20 protein-coding genes are annotated in these 23638 nt (G+C 45.1%); 4 read left to right on the top strand and 16 right to left on the bottom strand.

From position 1 onward, the window contains the following. Window positions 1-38: 38 nt before the first annotated feature. From ABJF92_RS00470 to ABJF92_RS00515, 10 genes are all read right to left on the bottom strand, one after another. On the bottom strand, window positions 39-482 hold the full coding sequence (locus ABJF92_RS00470) for a DUF411 domain-containing protein (RefSeq protein WP_446813891.1): 444 nt from the start codon (window positions 480-482) through the stop codon (window positions 39-41). A gap of 22 nt (window positions 483-504) precedes the next feature. Further along, window positions 505-1062 (bottom strand): c-type cytochrome, encoded by a 558-nt coding sequence (locus ABJF92_RS00475; protein ID WP_446813892.1) that lies wholly within the window; start codon window positions 1060-1062, stop codon window positions 505-507. Further along, window positions 1050-1403: a copper resistance CopC family protein gene (locus ABJF92_RS00480; RefSeq protein ID WP_446813893.1), complete on the bottom strand. Its 354-nt coding sequence runs from the start codon at window positions 1401-1403 to the stop codon at window positions 1050-1052. Before ABJF92_RS00480 ends, ABJF92_RS00475 begins: the two co-directional genes overlap by 13 nt. A 35-nt stretch (window positions 1404-1438) precedes the next feature. Next, window positions 1439-2323 carry a CopD family protein gene (locus tag ABJF92_RS00485; RefSeq protein ID WP_446813894.1) on the bottom strand — a complete coding sequence of 295 codons (885 nt, stop codon included), beginning with the start codon at window positions 2321-2323 and terminating at the stop codon, window positions 1439-1441. Between the two features lie 35 nt (window positions 2324-2358). Continuing rightward, complete coding sequence (locus tag ABJF92_RS00490; protein WP_446813895.1) at window positions 2359-2706, bottom strand: copper resistance CopC family protein; 348 nt, start codon at window positions 2704-2706, stop codon at window positions 2359-2361. Between the two features lie 11 nt (window positions 2707-2717). After that, entirely contained in the window at window positions 2718-5852 is a 3135-nt protein-coding gene (locus ABJF92_RS00495) for an efflux RND transporter permease subunit (protein ID WP_446813896.1), read from the bottom strand. 3 nt (window positions 5853-5855) lie between these two features. Beyond that, entirely contained in the window at window positions 5856-7403 is a 1548-nt protein-coding gene (locus ABJF92_RS00500; protein WP_446813897.1) for an efflux RND transporter periplasmic adaptor subunit, read from the bottom strand. Further along, window positions 7400-8785 (bottom strand): TolC family protein, encoded by a 1386-nt coding sequence (locus tag ABJF92_RS00505; protein ID WP_446813898.1) that lies wholly within the window; start codon window positions 8783-8785, stop codon window positions 7400-7402. Before ABJF92_RS00505 ends, ABJF92_RS00500 begins: the two co-directional genes overlap by 4 nt. Window positions 8786-8855: 70 nt before the next feature. Next, the gene (locus ABJF92_RS00510) at window positions 8856-9269 is read right to left on the bottom strand and encodes a hypothetical protein (RefSeq protein WP_446813899.1); all 414 of its coding nucleotides are present in this window, start codon (window positions 9267-9269) and stop codon (window positions 8856-8858) included. Window positions 9270-9328: 59 nt separating this feature from the next. Next, entirely contained in the window at window positions 9329-9910 is a 582-nt protein-coding gene (locus tag ABJF92_RS00515; protein WP_446813900.1) for a TetR/AcrR family transcriptional regulator, read from the bottom strand. Window positions 9911-10196: 286 nt separating this feature from the next. On the opposite strand from ABJF92_RS00515, the gene ABJF92_RS00520 reads away from it, so the two are divergent. Genes ABJF92_RS00520 through ABJF92_RS00530 form a run of 3 tightly spaced genes read left to right on the top strand, consistent with a single transcriptional unit; the run spans window position 10197 to window position 15931 of the window. Next, the gene (locus tag ABJF92_RS00520) at window positions 10197-11420 is read left to right on the top strand and encodes an efflux RND transporter periplasmic adaptor subunit (RefSeq protein WP_446813901.1); all 1224 of its coding nucleotides are present in this window, start codon (window positions 10197-10199) and stop codon (window positions 11418-11420) included. Between the two features lie 3 nt (window positions 11421-11423). Continuing rightward, window positions 11424-14537 (top strand): multidrug efflux RND transporter permease subunit, encoded by a 3114-nt coding sequence (locus ABJF92_RS00525; RefSeq protein WP_446813902.1) that lies wholly within the window; start codon window positions 11424-11426, stop codon window positions 14535-14537. Further along, a complete protein-coding gene (locus tag ABJF92_RS00530) occupies window positions 14534-15931 on the top strand; it encodes an efflux transporter outer membrane subunit (protein ID WP_446813903.1) in 1398 nt (465 codons plus the stop codon). The genes ABJF92_RS00525 and ABJF92_RS00530 overlap by 4 nt, the downstream gene beginning before the upstream one ends. 76 nt (window positions 15932-16007) lie before the next feature. Here ABJF92_RS00530 and ABJF92_RS00535 read toward each other — a convergent pair whose 3' ends face one another. Continuing rightward, a complete protein-coding gene (locus ABJF92_RS00535) occupies window positions 16008-17183 on the bottom strand; it encodes an MFS transporter (RefSeq protein WP_446813904.1) in 1176 nt (391 codons plus the stop codon). A gap of 149 nt (window positions 17184-17332) precedes the next feature. On the opposite strand from ABJF92_RS00535, the gene ABJF92_RS00540 reads away from it, so the two are divergent. Continuing rightward, window positions 17333-18214 carry a LysR family transcriptional regulator gene (locus ABJF92_RS00540; protein WP_446813905.1) on the top strand — a complete coding sequence of 294 codons (882 nt, stop codon included), beginning with the start codon at window positions 17333-17335 and terminating at the stop codon, window positions 18212-18214. Window positions 18215-18326: 112 nt separating this feature from the next. Here ABJF92_RS00540 and ABJF92_RS00545 read toward each other — a convergent pair whose 3' ends face one another. The 5 genes from ABJF92_RS00545 to dctP all read right to left on the bottom strand — a co-directional run bounded on the left by ABJF92_RS00545 (window position 18327) and on the right by dctP (window position 23487). After that, complete coding sequence (locus tag ABJF92_RS00545) at window positions 18327-19775, bottom strand: uracil-xanthine permease family protein (RefSeq protein ID WP_446813906.1); 1449 nt, start codon at window positions 19773-19775, stop codon at window positions 18327-18329. Window positions 19776-19890: 115 nt separating this feature from the next. Then, window positions 19891-20532: a M15 family metallopeptidase gene (locus ABJF92_RS00550; RefSeq protein WP_446813907.1), complete on the bottom strand. Its 642-nt coding sequence runs from the start codon at window positions 20530-20532 to the stop codon at window positions 19891-19893. Window positions 20533-20659: 127 nt separating this feature from the next. After that, window positions 20660-21937 (bottom strand): TRAP transporter large permease, encoded by a 1278-nt coding sequence (locus ABJF92_RS00555; protein ID WP_446813908.1) that lies wholly within the window; start codon window positions 21935-21937, stop codon window positions 20660-20662. Next, complete coding sequence (locus ABJF92_RS00560; RefSeq protein WP_446813909.1) at window positions 21931-22416, bottom strand: TRAP transporter small permease; 486 nt, start codon at window positions 22414-22416, stop codon at window positions 21931-21933. The genes ABJF92_RS00555 and ABJF92_RS00560 overlap by 7 nt, the downstream gene beginning before the upstream one ends. 45 nt (window positions 22417-22461) lie before the next feature. After that, window positions 22462-23487: a TRAP transporter substrate-binding protein DctP gene (gene dctP / locus ABJF92_RS00565; RefSeq protein ID WP_446813953.1), complete on the bottom strand. Its 1026-nt coding sequence runs from the start codon at window positions 23485-23487 to the stop codon at window positions 22462-22464. Between the last annotated feature and the right edge of the window lie 151 nt (window positions 23488-23638).

Here is a 23638-nt window from a genome sequence, read left to right on the forward strand (position 1 = left end):
TTAAAATGAATCTAGTGGCCTAAATGGTAAGTAAAACCTTAATAGGCTTGATAAAGGCCTATCTTCCCTTGGGAGCTAAACTTAACCACATTAAAACCTCGGTAAGCTTCCCCTTGTGGTGCCATGCCCGGAGAATACCTTGGCATCGCAGGTACGGCTAAACCCGCTATATCATCGGGCTTCTCAGTCAATAAGCGTGCTACCTCTTGGGGTGGCACATGCCCTTCTATCACATAGCCTTTTACCTGTGCCGTATGACAAGACTGCAACTGCATGGGCATACCAGCATCTCGCTTAAGTGATGACCAATCATCGCTATGGTGAATGTTAACCTGAAAGCCCTGCTCTTCCATTAATGCGGCCCATTTTACACAGCAACCACAGCTTGGTGACTTATAAATGTCCATCACAGGTTGTGCTAATAAATTAGCGCTCATGAGCGCGAGCGTTGCGACCGCGGCAATATTTTTTATCTTTTTCATCATTACTCCTAGTCTCTATTCTTTATTTTAAGGTTAGTTGTAACCGACTTTGATCACTTGCCAAAAACAGATAACTGCCCTTAACCTGCCAAGCAAAGGCAAGGGTTTGATAAGGCGCTATGTTAACTTGTCCAGGTTCACTGATGCCTGTTAGCTGCAAGGTTAACGCTTCAAAGCCCTTGTTCGTTATCACTAGCTGATAATGCTCATCGGCAGTGACTTTGACCTGTTGAAATGGCTCGCCTACTCCCAGCGTCCAGTTAATTAATTCATAGCTATTTAGCTCTGCTAAATACTCTGCCAACAGCGCTCTGTCCGCCCCAGAAAGCACACTGGATAAGCCTTTCATGCTAGGCTGCTGTAGCAAAGCGCGATTAATATCGGCTAAGTTTTTTGCACGAATATTTCCACCCACTTGGCCATCGCCCTGAGCATACATTCCATGACAGGCGACACAGCCATACCCACCGGCTTGACGAAACAGCACCTCCCCTTGAGATAAATCATCTGCCATAACTGCGACACTACTAAACAAGCAGAGAAAATAACCCAAGACCCGTAGCTCTTTTAATGCTGCCAAAAATGAAAATCTCCTTCTACCACTTCACCTTTTTCATCTTCAGCCTGCCAACGGACGCTATAGTAACTCGGCTCAAGCATAGGAACTGGAATCATGATATGCATAGAAGCTGTAGCGCTGCTCTCCAAGCTAGGTCTAGTGACCACACCATTTTCCGCTATCAGCTCCAAAGTCTGTAAAATAACCGGCGTATTGAAATGCAATTCTACCCTCTCCACTTGGTTCATTAGCATGGCATCGTCAACTGGATAGGTCATTAATAACCAATCTTTGGCAAATGCACTTGAGGTTTGCAAACCTATAATAAATAACAACAAGCTTACTTTTCGTATTATGGTCATGCGCTTTTCTCCGATGATTTATAATCCACGTGGTTTTAATGATTAGGCGGCCCTAGGAACGAGGTTAAATAGGCGGTTACCAAGAGTATGAAATAAGCCACTACCTTTTCTAGTAGTATTGATTTCTGTATGGCATGGCCATTTTTATTTTTTAACATTGCAGGGACAAGGTATATTTTATGATAAGCCGCAATCGTTAGAATGAGAGCAACGAAACCAACTTTAACCAACAACCAAAATAGATAATTTGACGTTAATATAAACTGCCACCCCGTTAAAACGTAACTGATCCAAAGGCCACACAAGATAAGTACTGCTACGCTGACACTGGCCCATTTACCGAACTCATCTAAAATTGCATAGGAAGTTTGATAATCGGCATTTTTAGCCACTAGCCACAATGGAAATAGCTGCCCTAACCACCATGCCGCAATAAAAATGTGTATTGAGAAAACTAGTTTATAGAAGCCACTTTGTTCGACCGAGTGTCCCGTCAAATTAAAGCTATAAAGTAAACTCGCGCTTCCCAACAAGGCTAACATCAGCCCTAAATAGGTTAGAGAACTGATTTCACCGCCATTTTTAAACCCGATAATCGTCATGGATATTAATATTAAGCCGTAGCCGAACAGGTTGAAAACTAATATATCTCCTGCTGCTGAGTACCAGAATATTGCCAGCATATCTGAGTCAAAAATGCTGGCTGTGCTCTCCATAACACCGCCCACCAAGATTAAAAAATAGGCCAGTGACGCTCCTCCTCCAAGGAGCGCACCAATCACCATGTATTTTTTAATCGCACTGTGTAAAAAGGCACATTGATTTAACAAGTAAAATGAAAACATCCCACCAACAACACTTGCCACGCCCACATAATGTAATATACGCATTATTAATTGAGCTATTTCCCAACTTGTCATAACCATCAAACTGCCTTTCTACTCACGATCAATCATTAATGCTGCATGAAACTAAAATCACCTTTCATCACATGTCCATCGCCCCCCAGACCCTTCCATTCAACTCGGTAGGTATCTGGCTTAATATTCGGCAAAGCTAATTGAAAGTGTTGTTGTGCAGGAGCTTTACGGTCAAGCTTAAGGGGAATTGGCACACCATTAGAGGCAATAACCTTAAGGCTCATCACTCGCATCGGTTGTTTAAAATGTAGCTCTACCTTTTCTGCCTGCTCCATCAGCATGGCACCATCCTTTGGAACAGTCATCGTCATCATTCCATGAGCCAAAGCATTAACTGAAGATGCGAAGGCCGCAGAGATCATTAACAGTTTAAATTTATTCATTACCTTTTCCTTTAAAGTGAGTTCGATTGAGTTAAAGAGGATTTTTTCCATAGAAAATACACAACAGGCAGCACAAGTAGTGTTAAGACCACCGCACTGACCATGCCACCCACCATAGGTGCGGCAATTCGACTCATTACCTCTGAGCCTGTACCTGTGCCGTATAAAATGGGCAATAAGCCAATAATGATCGATGCGGCGGTCATCATCACCGGACGCACCCGCATGCCAGCACCATGCAATACCGTATGGTAGAGTGTCTCGATTCTTGGTGATAAACCTTTGTCCGCGCATTTTTTTAGGGTTTCATCCCACGCTTGATTTAAATACACCAACATAATGACGCCTATTTCTACTGCTACACCGGCCAAGGCGATAAAGCCAACCCCAACGGCAACGGAGAAATTAAAGCCAGACAAGTACATCAGCCAAATGCTGCCAACCATGGCAAATGGCAGGGTGCCCATAATGATGGCCACTTCCGAGAGATTGCGAAAATTGATGTACAACAACACTATGATGATCAGTAAGGTAAGTGGCACCACATAGGTCAATTTGGCTTTTGCCCGCTGCATGTATTCGTATTGCCCAGACCAGTTCAATGAGTAGCCAGCTGGCAACACTACTTGCTCGGCAACAATTTGCTGGGCATTTTCTACATAACGGCCGATATCCACCCCTTCAATGTCCACAAAGGTCCAGCCATTTAGTCGTGCATTCTCACTTTTCAGCCCTGGAGGGCCTTCTTCCACATAGACCTCGGCAATATCTCCTAACGCTATTCTTAATCCGTTCGGGGTAACGATAGGCAAAAGGCTAAGCTGCTCTGGAGAGTCACGATACTCTTGTGGATAGCGGACATTGACCGGGTAACGTTCCAAGCCCTCAACGGTATTGGTCACATTCATACCCCCGACAGCCGATGAGATAACTTGCTGCACATCTTGAATATTCATGCCATAACGTGAAGCCTTCAGGCGATTAATGTCCACCTTAACGTAGCGACCACCAGCCACCCGTTCAGAATAAACCGATGCTGTGCCCTCGACGGGCTTAAGGATTTTTTCAAGTTGCTGGCCTATACCTTGGATGACAGTTAAGTCTGGACCAGCAATTTTAATCCCCACCGGAGTTTTAATCCCCGTTGCCAGCATATCGATACGAGTTTTAATGGGCATCACCCAAGCATTAGTAATACCCGGAATCTTCACCATTTCATCCAGCTGCTGCTTGATTTTGTCACTGGTCATGCCTTCTCGCCATTGTGACTGAGGCTTTAACTTAATAAAGGTTTCAATCATGGTCAACGGGGCTGGGTCGGTTGCGGTTTCTGCACGCCCTACTTTACCAAACGCCGTTTCCACCTCTGGAAGCGTCATAATCAGCTTATTCGTTTGTTGCAACACCTGACGTGCTTGGCCGATAGATATACCCGGGTAGGCCGTTGGCATATACATCAGGTCGCCTTCGTCCAAATTAGGAATAAACTCACTGCCCAATTTATTCAGTGGCCACATACCAACGAAAAATACCATGACCGCCAACAGCAAGGTGGTTTTGGGATAATGCAACGCCGCTTTCAAGGCTGGCATATAGACAGCTACCAGAGCCCGATTAATCGGGTTCTTATGCTCCGACACGACTTTGCCGCGAACAAAATAACCCATCAGTACGGGTACCAAGGTAATAGCTAGCGCCGCCGACGCTGCCATGGCATAGGTTTTGGTGTAGGCCAGTGGCCCAAACATCCGCCCTTCTTGGGACTCCAGAGTAAATACCGGCACAAAACTTACAGTGATAATCAGCAAGCTGAAGAATAAAGCTGGTCCAACTTCCGTTGCCGCCTTAGTGACAATTTGCCAACGGTTTTCCTTGGTCATCTCAACTTTCTCCATATGCTTATGGAGGTTCTCTATCATTACTATGGCGCCATCAATCATGGCACCAATGGCAATGGCAATACCGCCCAGCGACATGATATTGGCGTTAATACCTTGCCAATGCATAACAATGAAGGCCGTTAAAATACCAACTGGCAAGCTAATAATGGCCACTAGTGAAGAACGTACATGAAATAGGAACACCACGCAGACCAACGCTACCACAAGAAACTCTTCCAGCAGTTTGGTCCATAAATTATTGACGGCACGATCAATTAGTCCAGACCGGTCGTAAACCGTAACCACTTCCACGCCTTCCGGTAAGCTTGACTTTAAGCTCTCCAGCTTTGCTTTGACGCCGGCAATGGTTTGTTGTGCGTTTTCGCCAAAGCGCATCACCACAACACCGCCAACCGTTTCACCTTCACCGTTCAGTTCCGCTAATCCGCGACGCATTTGCGGGCCAATACCCACCTCAGCAACATCTTTAATGGTCAACGGCGTGCCACTGGCACTGACCCCTAGCGGAATCGCCTCAATATCTTCAATGCTCTGAATGTACCCAGAGGCACGCACCATATATTCCGCTTCTGCCATCTCGATGACCGAGGCCCCCACCTCTTGATTACCTCTTTTAATGGCATTTTGGATATGACTTAGGGGCATATTGAGTGCCCGCAGTTTGTCTGGGCTAACACTGACTTGATATTGTTTCACCATGCCACCGATGGGGGCTACTTCAGAAACTCCCGGTACCGTTTGCAACTCATACTTTAAGAACCAGTCTTGTAACGACCTCAACTGAGCAAGATCAAGGTTGCCTGTCCTATCGATTAAGGCGTACAAATACACCCAACCGACACCTGTGGCATCTGGACCTAACTGGGCTTTGGCATTACTCGGTAATGAGGGCGCAACCTGACTCAAGTATTCTAAAACACGGCTACGCGCCCAATACATATCAGTATTTTCATCAAAAATGACGTAAACATACGAATCGCCAAAAAATGAATAACCACGCACAGTTTGCGCGCCAGGCACCGACAGCATTGCCGTCGTTAAAGGGTAAGTAACCTGATCCTCTACCACCTGTGGCGCTTGACCTGGGTAGCTGGTCTTAATAATGACTTGTACATCAGACAAATCTGGAATGGCGTCAACCGGGGTGTTTTTTAAGGAATACAGCCCGACCGCTACCAACATCATACTGGCCAACAACACCATAAAACGATTATGGATAGACCATCGAATAATTGCAGCTATCATGAATTACTCCTGCTCGCCACTAGCGGATAAATAGTCACTGACCACAAACTCAACACTACTCTCTCGAGTGATTTCAAGTTGTAAATCTTTACCAACAGGCAGTTCACTTGGCTCCAGCCAATCCGCCATTGCAAAGTCCATGGTCATCTTCGGCCAGCCCCAATCCGCTATTGCTGCATGATCAACATTCAGCACCCGCTTAGCGGCATCAATGTCATTGATTTTCGCTGCCACCCACACCACATCATTGACGGGTGCTGCATGGTTTGCGTCCTCATGTTTTGCTTCCGTAACAGCCATTGTCATCTGATTATCCGGCATGATATTCATGCGTTTAAAGTCTGAGCTTTTGCTGGATTCGGAATCCAATAGAAACTGAGCCGAGGTGACCACTTCATCGCCTAATGCCAGTCCTTGTATTATCTCTACATAATCATCCCCGAAGGCGCCAGTTTGTACGGCGATGGATTTAAAACGCCCTTCTCCAAGCGCCAACACCACGCGATCTTGGACACCACCACGAATCAGTGCGGCTTTTTCAACCAAGAGCTTTGACTCTGACGACACCGCTTGAATACGCACATGAGCAAACATATCGGGTTTCAATAACTGCTCGCTATTATCTAAGCGAATGCGTACCTGAAGGGTGCGATTTTTGGCGTTTAAAGTGGGGTAAATAAAATCAACTTGGCTATGAAAGACTCGCCCTGGCAGGAAGTCCATTTGTGCTTCTACCGACTGACCAACCGCAACCAACTGTGATTGTCTTTCAAACACTTCAGCTTCTAGCCACACCTCACTAAGATCGGCGATCGACATTAGGGTGGTACCCGGTTTGATGTAAAAGCCATCCTGAATACCTAAGTTATCTATCACCCCACTTTGTGGAGCATAAAAACGAATGGTTTGCGACACACGACGCTTTGACTTAAGAGTACGAATAAAGTCACTGGGCACATGCAAAGCTTTAAGTCTCTCTTCTGTTGCTTTCATCATGCGCTGATCTTTACGACCTAAGGCAAATAAGAACTCTTCCTGTGCATTCACTAACGTGGGTGAATAGAGATCAAACAATGCTTGTCCCTGCGCCACGTAATCACCATTTGATTTCACAAAGCTTTTCTCTACCCATCCTTCTACCCGCGGATGGATGTGGGTAATCTTGTCCTTGTTATAAGATAAATACCCTACAGTGTTGATATTAGGTTTAAGTACCCCTTGAAAGACCTCACTGGTTCGCACACCTAAGTTGTTCACTACTTCCGGCGAAATTGTCACCGTCCCTTGGCTACTCTTCGCACCGGACTCATTCGCGTAAAAAGGGATGAGATCCATGCCCATTGGCGATTTACCCGGTTTGTCTCGTCGATAATTTGGGTCCATTGGTGCTACCCAATATAAGGGGCTTTCCTCTGCGTCTGAGCCGTTAGATTCTGCCTCCATGGTATGTTCAGCCATTTGTCCCGACACCACTGAAGGTAAAAAATGGTAACCAGCAACAGAAAGCACACCACCTAAAATAAACACTCCGATAAAATTCATCACTTTCATTTGCTCACCTCTTCTGCAGTGCTCGCCAATACATAGTTCAATTCAGACAAACGCTTTAAGCGCTCGACTCGGATAGCCAGTAATTCAATTTGGGCATTTAAAATAGCAATGCGCGCCTGAACCACCTCGGTAAAAAAGCCGTCATTACTGGTGTAGGCATTCAGTGTGGTTTGTGCACTTTGCTCATAACTCGGAATGAGTTGACGCTGGAACAGCTCGACTCGCCCCTGTAATAATTCAATGTCTGAGCTAAGGGTGCGATACTTTGAGCGTAATTCGTTAAGGACTAATTGTTTTTCTGAAACGATAGCCTCAACTTTTAACGCCGCAGCTTTAACCTGTGCGTCTTGATTCCGAGAGGAAAATATTGGCAGGCTGACACTGGCAACCAGCGAGGCCAGATCGGCTCGACTGTTACCACTTAGGTCATCACCCCGATAGCCATAGCCTAAACTAATGCCCCATTGCGGCTCGTATTTTTGTTCAGCAAGGGCTTTGTCTACTTGTGCGATAGACGATCGTGCCTCTACCATTTGCACCATTGGGTGTTGGCTTAAACGCCTCATTAACACTTCAGAGGGTGGTATCTGCATGGCGGCGGCAGAAAGACTTAGAGACTCAACACTATTAATTGCTAAGCCAATAGGCGTGCTCGCCTCTACTGAGGAGGATGACTGAATATATTGCGATAGCTTGAATAGCGCACTACGTTTGCCCTGCTCAAGCTCTGCTAACCTGTGGTCGAGCTTGATCAGTTCTAATTCAGAGCGCACTAAGTCTTGCTGTTTAGCCGCACCATAGGCTGAGCTATAGCTACTTTCCACCACATCATGGAGTTGTTCAAAAAGCTTTTTATTTCTCAATACCAGCTTAATACTTTGCTCATATTGATAAGCCGTTAGCCATAACTTAGACACCTCCATGGTCAAAATGGCTCGGCGGTTATCCCGCTCTAGGGGTAGCTGATCCCCTTGAACACTGTATTTTTCCGCCATTAATCGCAAAGTATCGCCAGCGGGAAAGGTTTGCGAGATCGAAAAACTCAGTTGTGTCATAGCTTCTTGATTAAAATCAAAGCTATCCGTAGGCATATTTAATAAACCAAGATTGACCTTGGGGTCGGGTAAGGCTGTCGCCCCTTGGCTTAGCGCTCGTAACGCCTCTTCTCGATGCAAACTAGAGGCAAGCCATTCATCTTCGCTGATGGCTTTGCTAATAGCGTCTTGTAGCGTTAATTTAGTGCTATCCGCCACCACAGGGAGTATGGCAAGGAAAGGTAACACCAATAAATAGCGTAAATAGCCTATTCTGCTCGTCATTGAGCAAGGCTGATCAGCGCTCTGTGAATCACCACAGAGTGCCCAAAAATTGTTTTTGGTCATTGTGTTTCATACTCATTTTAAATTCATAACAACTCAGCGCAAAGTACCGCGATGAGCGTAAACAGCGAATTTAAGAAATGACTATAGGGGGGAAATAAGGGGTACTTGGGTGGGCAGAAGTATAACTCTGCGTGGGTAGTAAAGTGTGCACCGCAAAGAAGGTATCAGAGGAATTAATGTAACCTAAAAGTAGGCCTGAAAAGGCGCTACAGTGGCTATCTAAACAGCCTTGATGGGAGTGATCCATTGTCATGGTCGCACAATCAAGCATGCTTTCTGGCTGACATGCGATATCACCAATCGACATATCATGGTCAGCTTGTGTCATAGTATGAGCAGACATAGTGTTCATACTGTCACTGGTCATCATCATGCTATTGGTGGTCATTGCCATAGAAAATAAAGCCAGCATAAGCAGCACTAAGCAGGCGAAACCACGCCTTCTTACCGACTGACTAACTTTATGTGAAACATCTACAGACATGAACCAATCTCTCTACTAAGTGCGCAAACTATATAAAACTCATGAATGATATGCAAAGACTAATTTTCACTTAGCAGCGACGATATCTGGGTTAAAGACTGCCAAGATTGCTGAAACGCGTCTTCTAAGCTAATGTCGGAACCCAGCCATAATTCCACCCCTGACCAGCCGCTAGACAGTAAAACATCGGCAAGTATATTTAGCGTTAAAGGGGGATATTCTGGGTATTTCTCTGCCAAGACACGACTCAATTGGTCTCTCATCTTGCCCATTCTCACTAGCCTAATTTGGCTAAGTCGCGGATGATCTTGCATCACTTCTTGAGCCACTAACAGCTCATGTCGATGGGGTTCTAACGCCAATGTATTAGCCAGCATAAGTTGGCGAATACTTTCGTAAAAGCCTGCTTCATTTTTCATAAAGGTTTCGATGTCTTGCTCTGGCATGGACATTTCCGGCCCCATTAAAGCAGACTCTTTGTTGGCATAATAATTAAAAAAAGTGCGTGGGCTAATACCAAGGTGTTGGCTAATCTCAAGAGTGGTCACATTTTCAAAGCCCTTCTCAGTGATCAAAGCCAATGTGGCTTGCTGGATTTCTTGCGCGGTCTGTAGGCGTCTACGCTCTCTTAGATTTGGCATATTTTGATCATCCTTTTGGTTTTCTATAGAAGCAAGTCACCTTCTATTTCTTATTCAATTTATACATCTTTGATGTATGCATTAAGACCATGATTTACATAATATTTTTAGTAATAAATGTGCAAATAATATGCCCTTATTTGACTTTACACTAATTTACCTTGAAAGCAAAGTTTGCGCATTGTGCAATCTTTTATACTTACCTATTATTCCCCTACCGTCCGACGTCATGCAGCAAATGCCAACATCGGATTTTTCTTCGCTGTTACATCAAGGGTAAATATTAATGAAAAACGACAATCGACATTGGTTTAAACAAAGCCTTCTGATTATTGCTCTACTTGCTTCCCACGGCGCACAAGCCGACGGTCCACCAGCGGGTGGCCCACCAACCGCGCAATCACGCTCTGTTGGTATTATTGAAGTCGAGCAACAAAGTGTCCCTATCATTGTCGAGTTGCCTGGTCGTTCTGTGGCCTATGAACAAGCGAATATTAGACCTCGGGTTGAAGGCGTGGTCATCAAAAAACTTTATGAGCCGGGTAAACTCGTTGAAAAAGGCACACCTTTATTCCAATTAGACGATTCAACATATCAAGCGAGTGTCGCTACATACGAAGCCTCCGTTGCCGAAGCGGAAGCGGATTTGCCTGTCAAGCAAGCTGCTTATGATAGAGCCAAGAAACTGGAAGGCTCTGGCTACACTTCCGACGATGTAGACTCTGCAAAATCCTCCTTAGCATCGGCTAAAGCCACACTAAAAACCGCACAAGCCGCATTGAAATATGCTCGCACACAACTGAGCTGGACCATCATCACAGCGCCAATCCAAGGCATTGTTGATGTGTCTGATGTATCACTAGGGGATTTAGTCACAGCGGGGCAAAGCGATAACTTAACCACGGTCACAACCCTAGATCCTATCTATGTCGATATGGTGGCACCCGTTGCAGAGGTGTTAAAAATGCGCCGTAACATTGAAAAAGGGCTGGTCCAAGAAGGCAAGAAGCTCTCTGCAAGCTTACAGCTAAGCAATGGTGAAACCTACCAAGGCACGGGTATGCTTGTGTCTTCTTCACCTACTGTCTCGACTAGCACAGGTGTGGTCACTGCACGTTTTCAGTTTGACAACCCTGATCATGTGATTCTGCCCGGCATGTTTATCCAAGGCACCTTGCAACCTGGTACTCAACAGGCTTATTTAATTCCGCAAAGAGCCGGCACTCACGGTGCTGATGGCAAGCTGTCAGTATTTGTTGTGAACGGTGAAGGCAAAGCCGAAATCGTTAAACTCGATACTCTAGGAAGTTACAACAACAATTGGATAGTGACATCCGGCTTAACCGCACACCAACAGCTGATTGTTGATGGTCAGAAAAATCTAGTGGAAGGCAGCGACGTTGACCCTGTACTGGTGACTATCCAACAAGATGGCACCACTGTTGATGTTGATTCTGCTGATTCTTCAGCCTCAGCACACAGTGCGCAGATGACTCAGCTGGAGAAGTAAACCATGACACAGTTTTTTATCCATCGACCTGTTTTTGCCTGGGTATTGGCAATCACAGTGATGATTATCGGTGCCTTTGGCTTGCAAAGTTTGGCCATTTCACAATACCCAGAAGTTGCCCCAACCTCGGTGAACATTAATGCCACTTACTCTGGTGCCTCAGGTGAAATTGTCGCGAATTCAGTGACCTCGGTTATTGAAGACGGCATGACAGACCTTGATGGTTTGCTGTACATGACCTCGACTTCTAGTGAAGGCAGCTCCAGCATATCCCTAACCTTTGACAGTGCGGTTGACCCAGACATTGCACAAGTACAGGTGCAGAATAAGTTACAGCTGGTTGAAGGCTCTTTGCCAACCGCTGTTACCAGCACAGGGATTTCGGTTACCCGCTCTAGCAGCAGTATTTTATTGGTGGGTGGTTTAGTCTCCACTGATGGTAAATATTCAGATGTTGCCTTGGGGAATTTATTTTCTGACAAGATGCAAAAACAGCTGGAACGCCTTGAAGGGGTGGGTGATGTCAACCTATTCGGTAGTGAATATGCAATGCGTGTTTGGTTAGACCCAAGCAAACTGTATCAGTATTCCCTCACACCAAGCGATGTGACCGACGCTATCAGTAGCCAAAACACTAACGTTACCGTTGGTTCCTTGGGTGCGACGCCAAGTGTTGAAGGTCAGCAGACTAAAATTTTACTTAAAACACGTTCACAACTGACTTCCGTCAGCGATTTTGAAAACATTATCTTGATGACGAACGATGATGGCTCATCCGTCTTTCTAAGCGATGTGGCCAGAATTGAGCTTGATAACGATGACTACGATGTTACCTCTATTTACAACAACTACAACGCAGTGGGCTTTGGCGTAAACTTGTCTACCGGTGCGAACGCGGTGGAAACTTCGGAGCGCGTTCACAGTAGCATTTCGCAGTTGTCTGAAGGTCTTCCTCAAGGCATAGAAGTTGTTTATTCCTACGATACTACGCCTTTCATCGAAAAATCTATTACGCAAATTTTCCACACCTTGATCGAAGCGATTGCCTTGGTATTTATCGTTATTTTGGTGTTTTTGCAAAGCTGGCGAGCCACCTTGATTCCGACAATCGTGGTGCCCATTGTATTGTTGGGAACCTTTGCCATTTTGGAAGCAGCGGGTCTAACCCTTAATACCCTCACCATGTTCGCTCTAGTACTGGCCATCGGCTTGTTAGTGGATGATGCCATCGTCGTGGTCGAAAACGTTGAGCGTATCATGGAAGAAGAAAACCTCAGCGCCTTGGCGGCCACCGAAAAAAGTATGAAAGAGATTTCCTCTGCTTTGGTGGGCATAGTGATAGTACTGTCATCCGTATTCTTACCTATGGCCTTTATGAGCGGCTCAACGGGGATTATTTATCGCCAGTTCTCAGTGACCATTATTTCCGCCATGGTGTTGTCTCTGTTCGTGGCGCTTATCTTAACGCCGGCCATGTGTGCCACCTTGCTAAAACCGTCCCATGGTAAGCCTAAGAACGTTGCATCGCGTACCTTCAACAAGGCGTTTGACCGTTTAAACCTGAACTACTCTGGTAGCGTTGCACGCTTCCTGAAAAGACCTTTCCGAATGCTACTATCGGTTGCACTGATTGGCATTGCCTGTAACTACTTATACCAGCAGTTGCCTTCTAGCTTTGTACCAACAGAAGACCAAAGTATTCTAATGGCCACCGTGTCTTTGCCAGAAAATGCCACCCGCGCACAAACAACTAAGACTGCGACCGCTATCAAGGATTACCTATTAAATGAACAAGGTGATTACGTTGAAGGGGTGTTCTCGCCTATTGGTTACAGCTTCGATGGCAGCGGCCAAAACAAAGCCATGGCGTTTATTAAGCTGAAAGATATATCCGAGCGTCCTAATAAATCGGCAGCACAAATTGCTGCTGAGGCCAACGGACACTTTGGTAGTGGTCGTTATGGACAGGTTCTGTTCTTGCAACCACCCTCTATCCAAGGTCTGGGAACGTCCAACGGTTTCCAAATGTACCTGATTGACCGTGGTAACAATGGTATTGAAGCCTTACAACAACAAGCTCAAAAGCTAGCGGCTGACGCCCAACAGTCGGGGCTAGTGACCGCTGTACGAGGCTTTGATGCCAACACAGCCACTCAGTTGACGATGGACATTAACGCTCAACAAGCCCAAGCATTTGGCCTAAGTCTGTCTGATATTAATGACAATTTGTCTATCATTTTTGGTGGTGAATACGTCAACGATTTCATTCTAGATGGCAAGCTTCGTAATGTGCGTGTCAAGGGTGACCAAGAGCATCGCATGCAGCCGGTTGATATTAATGATTGGTACATGCGCAACAGTGACAACGAAATGGTGCCAATGGCCGCTTTCAGCCAACAAGTTTGGGGGGAAACCATCACCACGCTTTATCACCATAACGGTGAAATAGCGATTTCTTTAGAAGGTTCTGCCGCACCCGGTGCGACCTCTGGGGAAGCCATGGATGAGATGGCTCGCTTGGTTGACAACCTTGGGCCTGATTACGATTACGCTTGGGCAGGATTGTCTTACCAAGAGCAAATTGCCGGTGACCAAGAGCTCATCTTATATATTCTCTCTGCAGTTGTGGTCTTCCTTGCACTTGCGGCGCTTTATGAAAGTTGGTCAGTACCTTTGGCTGTGATTCTGGCAGTGCCGATCAGTGTTCTTGGTGCGCTATTAGCCACTTGGATCTTTGGTCAGTCCAATGATGTTTACTTCAAAGTCGGTATGTTGACCACCATAGGTCTAGCGGCCCGTAACGCGATTCTGATCATTGAGTTTGCAGAAAGCATGCGACAACAAGGCACAGATATTGTGGAAGCCATTCTTACCGCTGCCAAAATGCGTCTGCGCCCTATCCTGATGACCACATTCGCCTTTGCTTTTGGTGTCTTACCCTTAGCGACCGCCGATGGCACCGGAGCTAACGCCCAGAACTCCATTGGTACTGGCATGCTCGGTGGTATCGTGTTCTCGGCAATTTTCGGCATCCTGATGGTGCCTGTCTTATACCTCGCCATTATGAAGATTGTTGATATGGTGAAAAGTATCGGCAAGAAGGAAACAGTAAAATGATGAATTTATTAAAAATAGCGCCCTTCATATTGTTAACAGGTTGTGCCGCGGTGGGTCCTGATTGGCAAGCGCCAACAACAGAGTTGGAAAGTACCTTTGTGAGCGGTGAAAGCGACAGCATTAACGATGTGGCCTACCAAGCTTGGTGGCGAGAGTTTAATGACCCAACCCTAACCACTTTAGTGGAAAAGGGTTTTGAGCAAAACTTGAGTATTTTACAGGCGAAGGAACGTATCCGTGAAGCCAATGCCCTATTGCGCGAAACTGGCATTAACTCAGCTCTAGATGGTTCTTTGTCCTATGACAGGTTACGTTCTGGTGGGCAAAACGTGTCGACTTCAACCAGTTCCAGCACGAGTTTAGATGCTGAATTTGTTATCGACTTATTTGGTGGTATTCGCCGCGAGCAAGAAGCGGCACAAGCCTATTTGGCCGCTACTCAGGCTGATATCGGCACGGAGCGTTTAGCTTGGTTAGCGGAATTGATTGAAATGTATGCGGATGCCCGCTACTACCAAAAAGCCGCTGAGCTTACTGAATCCACCATCACAACTCGCCAAGACACCCTAGCCATTACCCAAAGACAATTGGATAACGGCTTGTCTACTCATTATGAGTTGGCCGAAATAAAAGCCGCGCTGCAAACCGCTCAAGCGGACCTACCGGGCTATCAAGCTCAGTATCAAGCAGCCGTGTTTGCCTTAGCAACCTTGATGGATGAACCGGCTAAGCAGATCTTGGAAACCATGGAGTCCAGCGCGGATCAGTTAACCCTGCCCACAACGATTGCCACAGGCATTCCAGCAGACTTGCTGCGTAATCGTCCTGACATTCGTTACTACGAAGCCATTTTGCACCAACAAGTGGCAAAAACAGGGGCAGAAGAAGCGGACCTCTACCCTTCTATCAGCTTAACTGGCTCGGTTTCTCATGCCAATTCTGCCGATAGCTGGAGCTTTGGCCCTTCTATTTCGCTAGGCCTATTTAATCGCGGCTTACTTAAAGCACAACGTGATGCGCAGATTTCTGCCGCTAATCAGGCTGAAATTGACTGGCGTGCCAGCGTACAGGATGCAGTGGAAGATGTGCATGTTGCCCAATCTAACTTCACCTTGTACCTGCAACAATCTGAGTTGTTAAAGCAAGCAGCAGAGTCCTACAGTACCGCGCTAGAGCTTGGGCATAATAATTTCAAGAATGGCGCCATGACCTTGCTTGACTTGTTAGATACCGTCCGCTCCGAAGCCAGCACGCAAATCAGTGCAGCTTCCGCTCGCAATACTGCCCTGCAAGAATGGGCAGCCTTGCAAATAGCCATTGGTGCTGGAGCAGGATTTGCAGATCTAGAACAAACCAGTGAAGAAACAAAGGTAGAAACGGTCGCTCAACCTTAGTACAACAGACTTAATAAGCTCCCCCAAAAACGGAAAGCGTTCACGCGCTTTTCCGTTTTTTCGTTTTTTCGTCTGCTTAGGCTAATTTCTCACTGGATCTGCCCTCAAGATGGGCCGACAGCCTAGTTAACAAAATCGCGCCCAAGACAATCACCGCTCCTATCCATGAGGTATCCATTAGCGTCATGCTCTCCACCACCACACCGCCGACGATAGAACCTATGGCAATACCCACATTAAAGGCCGCAATGTTTAAACCTGAGGCAACATCCACCGCATTTGGCGTGTATTTTTCCGCCAGCTGAACCACATAAACCTGCAAACCTGGCACATTACCAAAGGCAAAAGCGCCCCATATCAATACCGTTATCACGGCCGCAAGCGGCTGCGAGGCAGTGAATGTAAAAACCAACAACACCAATGCTAGTGCACTAAAAATAATCTGTAGTGCTTTAACTGGCCCCATACGATCGGCCATTTTGCCGCCATAAATATTGCCTACGGCTACAGACAGACCATATACCAACATAATTAAGCCAATGGCGCTAGGCGCAAAGCCACTCACTTGCTCAAGTATTGGTGCTAAATAGGTAAAGGCGACAAAGGTGCCACCATAACCAACAGCGGTCATGGCATACACTAGCAACAACCTTGGCTGAGTAAGCACCGTAAGCTGCTCTGCAAATGTCGCTGGTGTGGCTTGTTTTAAATTTGTCGGAATCAGTATGGCACTGCCTAACAAGGCGATTACGCCTAATAACGCCACCACCAAAAAGGTCGTATGCCAGCCAAACCATTGACCGATATAAGTTCCAAGCGGTACCCCTGTCACCAAGGCAACTGTTAAACCAGTGAACATAATAGCAATAGCACTGGCAGCTTTTTCTTTTGGTACCAAGCCCGTGGCAATGGTTGAGCCGATGGAGAAAAATACCCCATGTGCTAAGCCGGTAAGGATACGTGCCATCACCAAAGTGTTGTAGCCCGGCGCTTGCCAAGCCAGCAAGTTGCCAACAACAAATAGCAACATGACACTTAATAGCAGTGATTTTCGATTCCAGCGCCCAGTTAAAGCTGTCAACACCGGTGCCCCAATGGCTACACCGAGGGCATACAAACTCACCAACAACCCTGCTGAGGGTAAACTAACGTTTAGATCTTCTGCCATCGTGGGTATGAGCCCGACAATGACAAATTCTGTGGTTCCAATCGCAAAGGCGCTAAGCGTCAATGCAAGCAATGCTAAAGGCATAATATAAGTCTCTCTGTTAGGTTTTGATCGCGCCATTATGCCCATCACGCTTATTGTCAAAAACAGCATATATAACAAATAATATTTGTTATATATGCAATAAAAGATCAAAATTACACCTTTACTCAAACAGTTACTCAGGTACTAGTATGCTCACCCGATCCGATGATTTAGAGATTTTGCTGACTGTCGTCAACTGTGGCGGTTTTTCAGCCGCCGCTGAACTATTAGATATACAAGTGGCCCGTGTTTCACGAGCCATCAGTAAGATAGAGAAACAATTGGGTGTTACCATACTTAACCGCACCACTCGGCGCATTGAACTTACCGAAGAAGGCCGCATATTTCTTGACGCTATTCGTCAGGGTATTCATCAGATCAACAAGGCTGAAGAGGACATTATCTCTCAGGGGGAACTGCCCCAAGGTCGTTTACGAGTGGATGCCGCCAGCCCCTTTGTGTTTCACCAAATCGTGCCTCTAGTACAAGCTTTCCAGCAACGCTACCCGCATATCCAATTGGAGCTTACCTCTAATGAAGGCATTGTCGACCTCATTGAGAAGCGTACTGACTTAGCCATTCGCATTGGTCAGTTGCCTGACTCAACTCTTCACGCGACACCTCTGGGAATGAGTACTTTACACATAGTGGCTTCTCCTAATTATTTAGCGACACGCGGTGTCCCTAAGCACACCAGTGATCTACAGGAGCACAGCATTATCAGCTTTACTGGCCCAAAGATCCTCAATGAATGGCCTTTAAAAGGCTTCACTATGCAGCCAGCGAATTTAACCTCCAGCAATGGGGAAACTGTTCGACAGTTAGCTTTGGCTGACAACGGCATTGCATGCTTGTCTGGATTTATGGTCAATGACGACATTACCCAAGGTAGCCTCATCTCTATCTTGGCTAATGAAAAAATCCCTCACCCTAAAAGAGAGCAAATTAATGCGGTCTATTATCGGTCTTCCAGCGTAGCCAAACGCATCTCCGCTTTCATTGAATTTATAAAGCCAAGGTTAACACTTTAAAAATGTTGCTTATTACTCAGCTATCTACACCTTCAAGTTTTCAAAAGGCACAAAAAAGCCCCAATAATGATCCATCACTATTGGGGCCATAAGTGCTACTTAGAACTAGCGATTAAGCATGCGCTTCTTTCACTTCTACTGTAGATACGTCCGCTTTTTCAGCTTTCTCAACAGCCTCATTTACTTGGTCCGCTTTCGCTTCCTCCGGAATCGCTAAATTTAATACGATCGCGATACTCGCGGCAGGAAGTAAACCTGTAGCCAACAAAGACTTAACCACTGGGTGCGCGTGTTGCAAAGCACTTGGCTCAAGCATAAGCCCTAAACCAACAGAAACAGACAGTGCAAAGATCAGCATGTTACGGCTGGTCCAATCTACATCGGCCAACATTTTTACGCCTGACGATACCACCATACCGAACATGACAATTACACCACCACCTAGCACGGTAATTGGGATGCTGGCGATGACTGCACCGATTTTGGGAATTAAACCACAAATAATTAGGAAGATGCCCCCAAAGGTCACAACATGGCGGCTCATCACTTTCGTCATAGCGATCAAGCCAACGTTTTGTGAGAAAGAGGTATTGGGTAATGCACCAAAGAAAGAGGAAAAAGCGGTACCCAAGCCATCCGCAAAGGTTGCCCCTTTAATCTCTACATCGGTGGCTTCTCTGTCCGCACCACCTTTGGTGATACCAGACACATCCCCTACCGTTTCTATGGCAGAAATCAAGGACATCAACGTAACACCAATAATCGCAGTGGTCGTAAACTCAATACCAAACGGTAAGATTTTAGGTAATTCAAAATAACCTGCTCGTGCCACATTACCAAAGCTAACCTGACCAAACATATACGCCACGATATAGCCGACGATAAGGCCGATTAACACAGAAGATACGGATAGCATACCCTTACAAAAGAACTTAAAGCCCAAAGTCGTTGCGATAACCACTCCCGCAATGAGCCAATTTTCTAAGCTACCAAACGCCGGTGTATTCATGGCTGGCACACCACCCGCTGCATATTGAACCCCTACACGCAGTAGCGATAAACCGATCATTAGAACAATTAAACCCGTTACCAATGGTGGTAAAGCAAAGCGAAGGCGTCCAACAAAAGGCGCGATCGCAGCCTGCACCAAACCACCGACCAGAACCCCACCGGTTACCACTGCCATGGCCGCAACGCCTTGGCCGGCTACTAATGGGATAAGAATAGGAATAAATGCAAAGCTAGTACCTTGAACAATGGGTAAGCGAGACCCGACAGGACCAATGCCGATGGTTTGCAGCAAGGTTGTGATACCCGCTAGCAACATACACATTTGCATCATGTAGATCATGTTGCCAAACTCGGGGGAATTTGAACCAAAACCAAACCCGGCGGCACCACAAATAATAATTGCAGGGGTAACGTTTGCGATGAACATGGCTAAAACATGCTGAATACCTAGAGGAATAGCAAAACCTATAGGGGGGGTATAGTTAGGGTCTCGTAATTGCTCAGGGGTACCCAACAAAGAATTTGTTTGAGAGCTACTCTCTTTAGGCATAGGTCTACACTCCATTGATAATTTTGACTACACATGAAGAAAAGCAAGATCCATACCTATTTTCAGTCACCACTAAAAGTGATGTATTTTTGATTCTCTCGAAAATTATGCATAACTATGGCATGGGCCTGATAAAGTCACTCCCTACTATCTCACTTTCCCATTGTCGAATAATATCTCTTGGCCGTGTTACACCATAATTCGCCTGCGTATTGCCTGTTCGATAAGCCCATAGCTGATTTCCAAAGTCGTAATGCCACCACTCACTGGGTAAATTTGTAAAACCAGCCTCCGTCATTGCATGAAACAGAATCCGTCGATTACGCTGAGCTTCTGTATTTTCCCAACGAGAAGCCTCCAGTGCATCCGTCCATGAATCTTGGCTTGCTTCGTCAAAATGCGTTCCCATGTCAATAAAGCGACCAATATTGTCACACAAGGTCACATCTATTGAACCGCCTGTTAGATGTGGGCTAGGCGACTTCACATCGGTACTAGGAGGAGATACTAAGCGCTTTGCCTTTTCATGCAAATATTCTTCTGGGCACTCAGGGTATGACTTTTTAAGAATATTAATCAAAGTATCAAACAAGTATTGCTGTACGGAGAATGGTCGCCAGCCATCTAACACCACTAGCCTAGTACCCTTTGGCAATAAACTTACTACTTCATGAAGCTTTTCAAATACTGTTTCCCGGACAAAACATTCAGGTATTGCATTGGCTATACCCATTTTCGCATAAAAAGGATATGTCACAATTTTGCTCGAAGTGCTTAGCGGTATTAATGCCTCACCATTATCCTCAATTGTGATTTTCCTATAGTCATTCCATGAAAAATCACAGGTTTCAGGAATCTTTTTTTGCGCTTGATTACGACACATATCAATTAAACACACTCGGCAGGTATAGGGTTAAGCTAGGAAAGCAGATAACAAATAGCTGAGCTACAATCGCCACTAAAACAAAGGGCCAAATACTCTTGAACATTTCTGTAATTTCAATTTTACTCACAGCCGCAGCGACAAATACACATGCCCCCATTGGTGGTGTAATCAAAGCTATCGTTATGTTTATCGTAATAACCACCCCTAAATGTACAGGGTCTACTCCCGAAGCAATGGCGACAGGAAAGAATACAGGTGTCAGTAACATTAATGCCGATACCTCTTCCATTAACATACCAATGAAAAAAGTAATGAGGCTTAATATAAGCAAAACAACCATGGGATTCTGACTATAAGGTTCTAGATATGCAGCGAGTTCCGTCGGCAACTGTGCATATGCAAGCAACCAACTCACAATAGATGAGGCCGCAATGATCACAAAAATGGTACCTGTCAAAATCGCCGTATCAATCAAGGCGAGGCACAGTTTAGAAAACGATAAACTTCGATTTAACACTCCTAGTATTAACGCATACGCCACAATTAAAGCACCGGATTCAGTAGGTGTTACGAAACCAAAAACAATACTAGAAACGATGATAAAAGGCGCAATTAATGCTGGAGCAGAATACCAGAAGGCCACCAAGATCCCTTTAAGACTCGCTTTTTCATTTTGACTTTGGATACCAACTTTTCTTGCGTAAATATAATTCATGATCAAAAAGGCGCCGCCAAGCAATAACCCCGGAAAGACACCAGCAAGAAATAAGTCCCCAACGGATGTATTAGTAAGTGACGCATAAAGAATCATAAAGATACTTGGAGGGATAATTGGGCCTATCAATGAACTTGCAGCAGTTAACCCCGCCGCATAGCTCGTAGAATAGCCCTCTTTTTTCATTGCTGGCACCAATAACGACCCTAGAGCCGAAGTATCCGCTACGGCTGAGCCGTTTACGCCAGCAAAAAACACACTCGAAACGACATTCACATACCCCAACCCCCCTCTTAGATGACCTACCAGAGAGTTTGCCAACTTGATTAACTGTGATGTTAACCCTGATGAGTTCATCAGGTTTCCGGCAAAAATAAAGAGTGGGATAGCCATGAGTGCAAATGAATTAATACCTGAAAAAAACTGCTGCGGTATCATTCGGAAAGCCAATGAAAAATCGACAAAATAAAAGCCAACGATAGAGGCTAGTATTAGGCAAATAAAAAGCGGTATACCTAATAAAATATTAACTAGAAAAGTTATAACAATTGCAATTAGCATGACGCCGCGCCTTGTTTAGATTTAGGAAAGGGCCCCTGCAATAAGACCATGAAAAATAGCGCTCCGAAGCCAATAGGGACCGAAAGCATTGGAATTGTTTTGCTGATACCAAGACTCATGCTTGAAAATTTACTCAAGGACAAAGCATATTGCGTACTAATGTAAGAAAAAAAGAGGGCCACAGCTAAAACGATGAACCACTGGTATAAACGAATAAGGCGTTTTATCGAGACATTTACAGCAGACTCTATAAATGCAACTTTCATGTGTTTTGATTCAACATAGGCACATGACATGGCGAGCATCACACTGGCAATAATGCCATATCGTGAAAGCTCGTCTGACCAAATGGGAGAATGGTTCAAAATGTAACGGGTAAATACACTGTATAAAATCAGCAATACGTTAAGGGCTAAGATAGACACGGATGTCAGTAAAAATAAACGGTACAACGTTGTTCGGATAAAAGTTAGATTCATGCAAGCCTCATAACGGCGCCCTTAGGCGCCGTGATAATAATGTTATTATTGATTAAACCCTGCATCTTTTAATGCTAAATCTATCCACTTCTGATCAATTCCTTCTTCTTCTAACCACTTAAAGAAAGATGGTTGACCAAGTTTACGGAACTCTTCTAGTTCTTCAGCAGTCGGGCGATACACCTCCATACCTTTTTCTTCTAGATACGAAATCCGTGTTTCTACTTGGTTCTGTACAGCTTTACGGTTAATTTCGTTCGCTTCTTTTACCGCTTCAAACAAGGCAGTTTTATCATCCTCACTTAAACTATTTAACAACTCATCATTACCAACCAAAAACTGATCCGAGTATTGGATATTCGCTAGAGTCATGTATTTTTGAACTTCAAACAGGCTGCCCAGAATAATGTACATAGGAGGGTTCATTTGACCATCCGCCACACCAGTTTTTAACGCTAAGTAAACTTCTGTCCAAGGAATAGGCGTACCTGATGCACCGAAAGCGTTATACAAAGCAACCTGACTTTTATCCATCGCTCGATAACGTAACCCTTGAAAGTCTTTAGGAGATTTAATTGGATGCTTATTATTGGTAAATGCTAGGAAGCCACCTTCTTCCACCACCGCCATAAGATGACCGCCGGTCCGTTGATAGAATTCATTTTGAATCGCTTTCCAGTATTCTCCTTCGTCAAAGAATTCACGCGCATGATCAAAGTCACTAAATAAGAAAGGTATCGCACTCACAAAAATTTCAGGCATCAAAGGAGAAACACCACCAAATGAGGCAATATTTAAGCTAGGTGTATTTAGAACTTGCTCCATACGCTCTTCTTCTTCACCCAACATACTATTAGGATATAGTTTTAGAGTAATCTCTCCATCTGTCTTTTCTGAAACTAGCTTTTTAAGATTGTTGGCAAATAGATGTACTGCATTTTTATCTTCATCCGCAGCGCCGTTATAACTTAAGTTAATTGTTTGCGCTTGTGCAGAAAATGACATTCCTGTAATTGCTACACCTAGAGCCATTGCCTTAATCAAACGTGTTTTCGTTAGTAATTTGCTCATTGCTTTCATCATTAAATTCCTTAGTGGCTTTAAAGTAATAAACTCTCTAAACATTTGTACTGACCTGCACAATCAACATAGACTTGAGGTGTTGACACCACAAGCCATCAAGCGTTGCAATTTAGTCAACATTATAGATAAAAATATATTC

The organism is Marinomonas sp., from assembly GCF_039940335.1.
In the GTDB taxonomy this organism is placed as follows: domain Bacteria; phylum Pseudomonadota; class Gammaproteobacteria; order Pseudomonadales; family Marinomonadaceae; genus Marinomonas.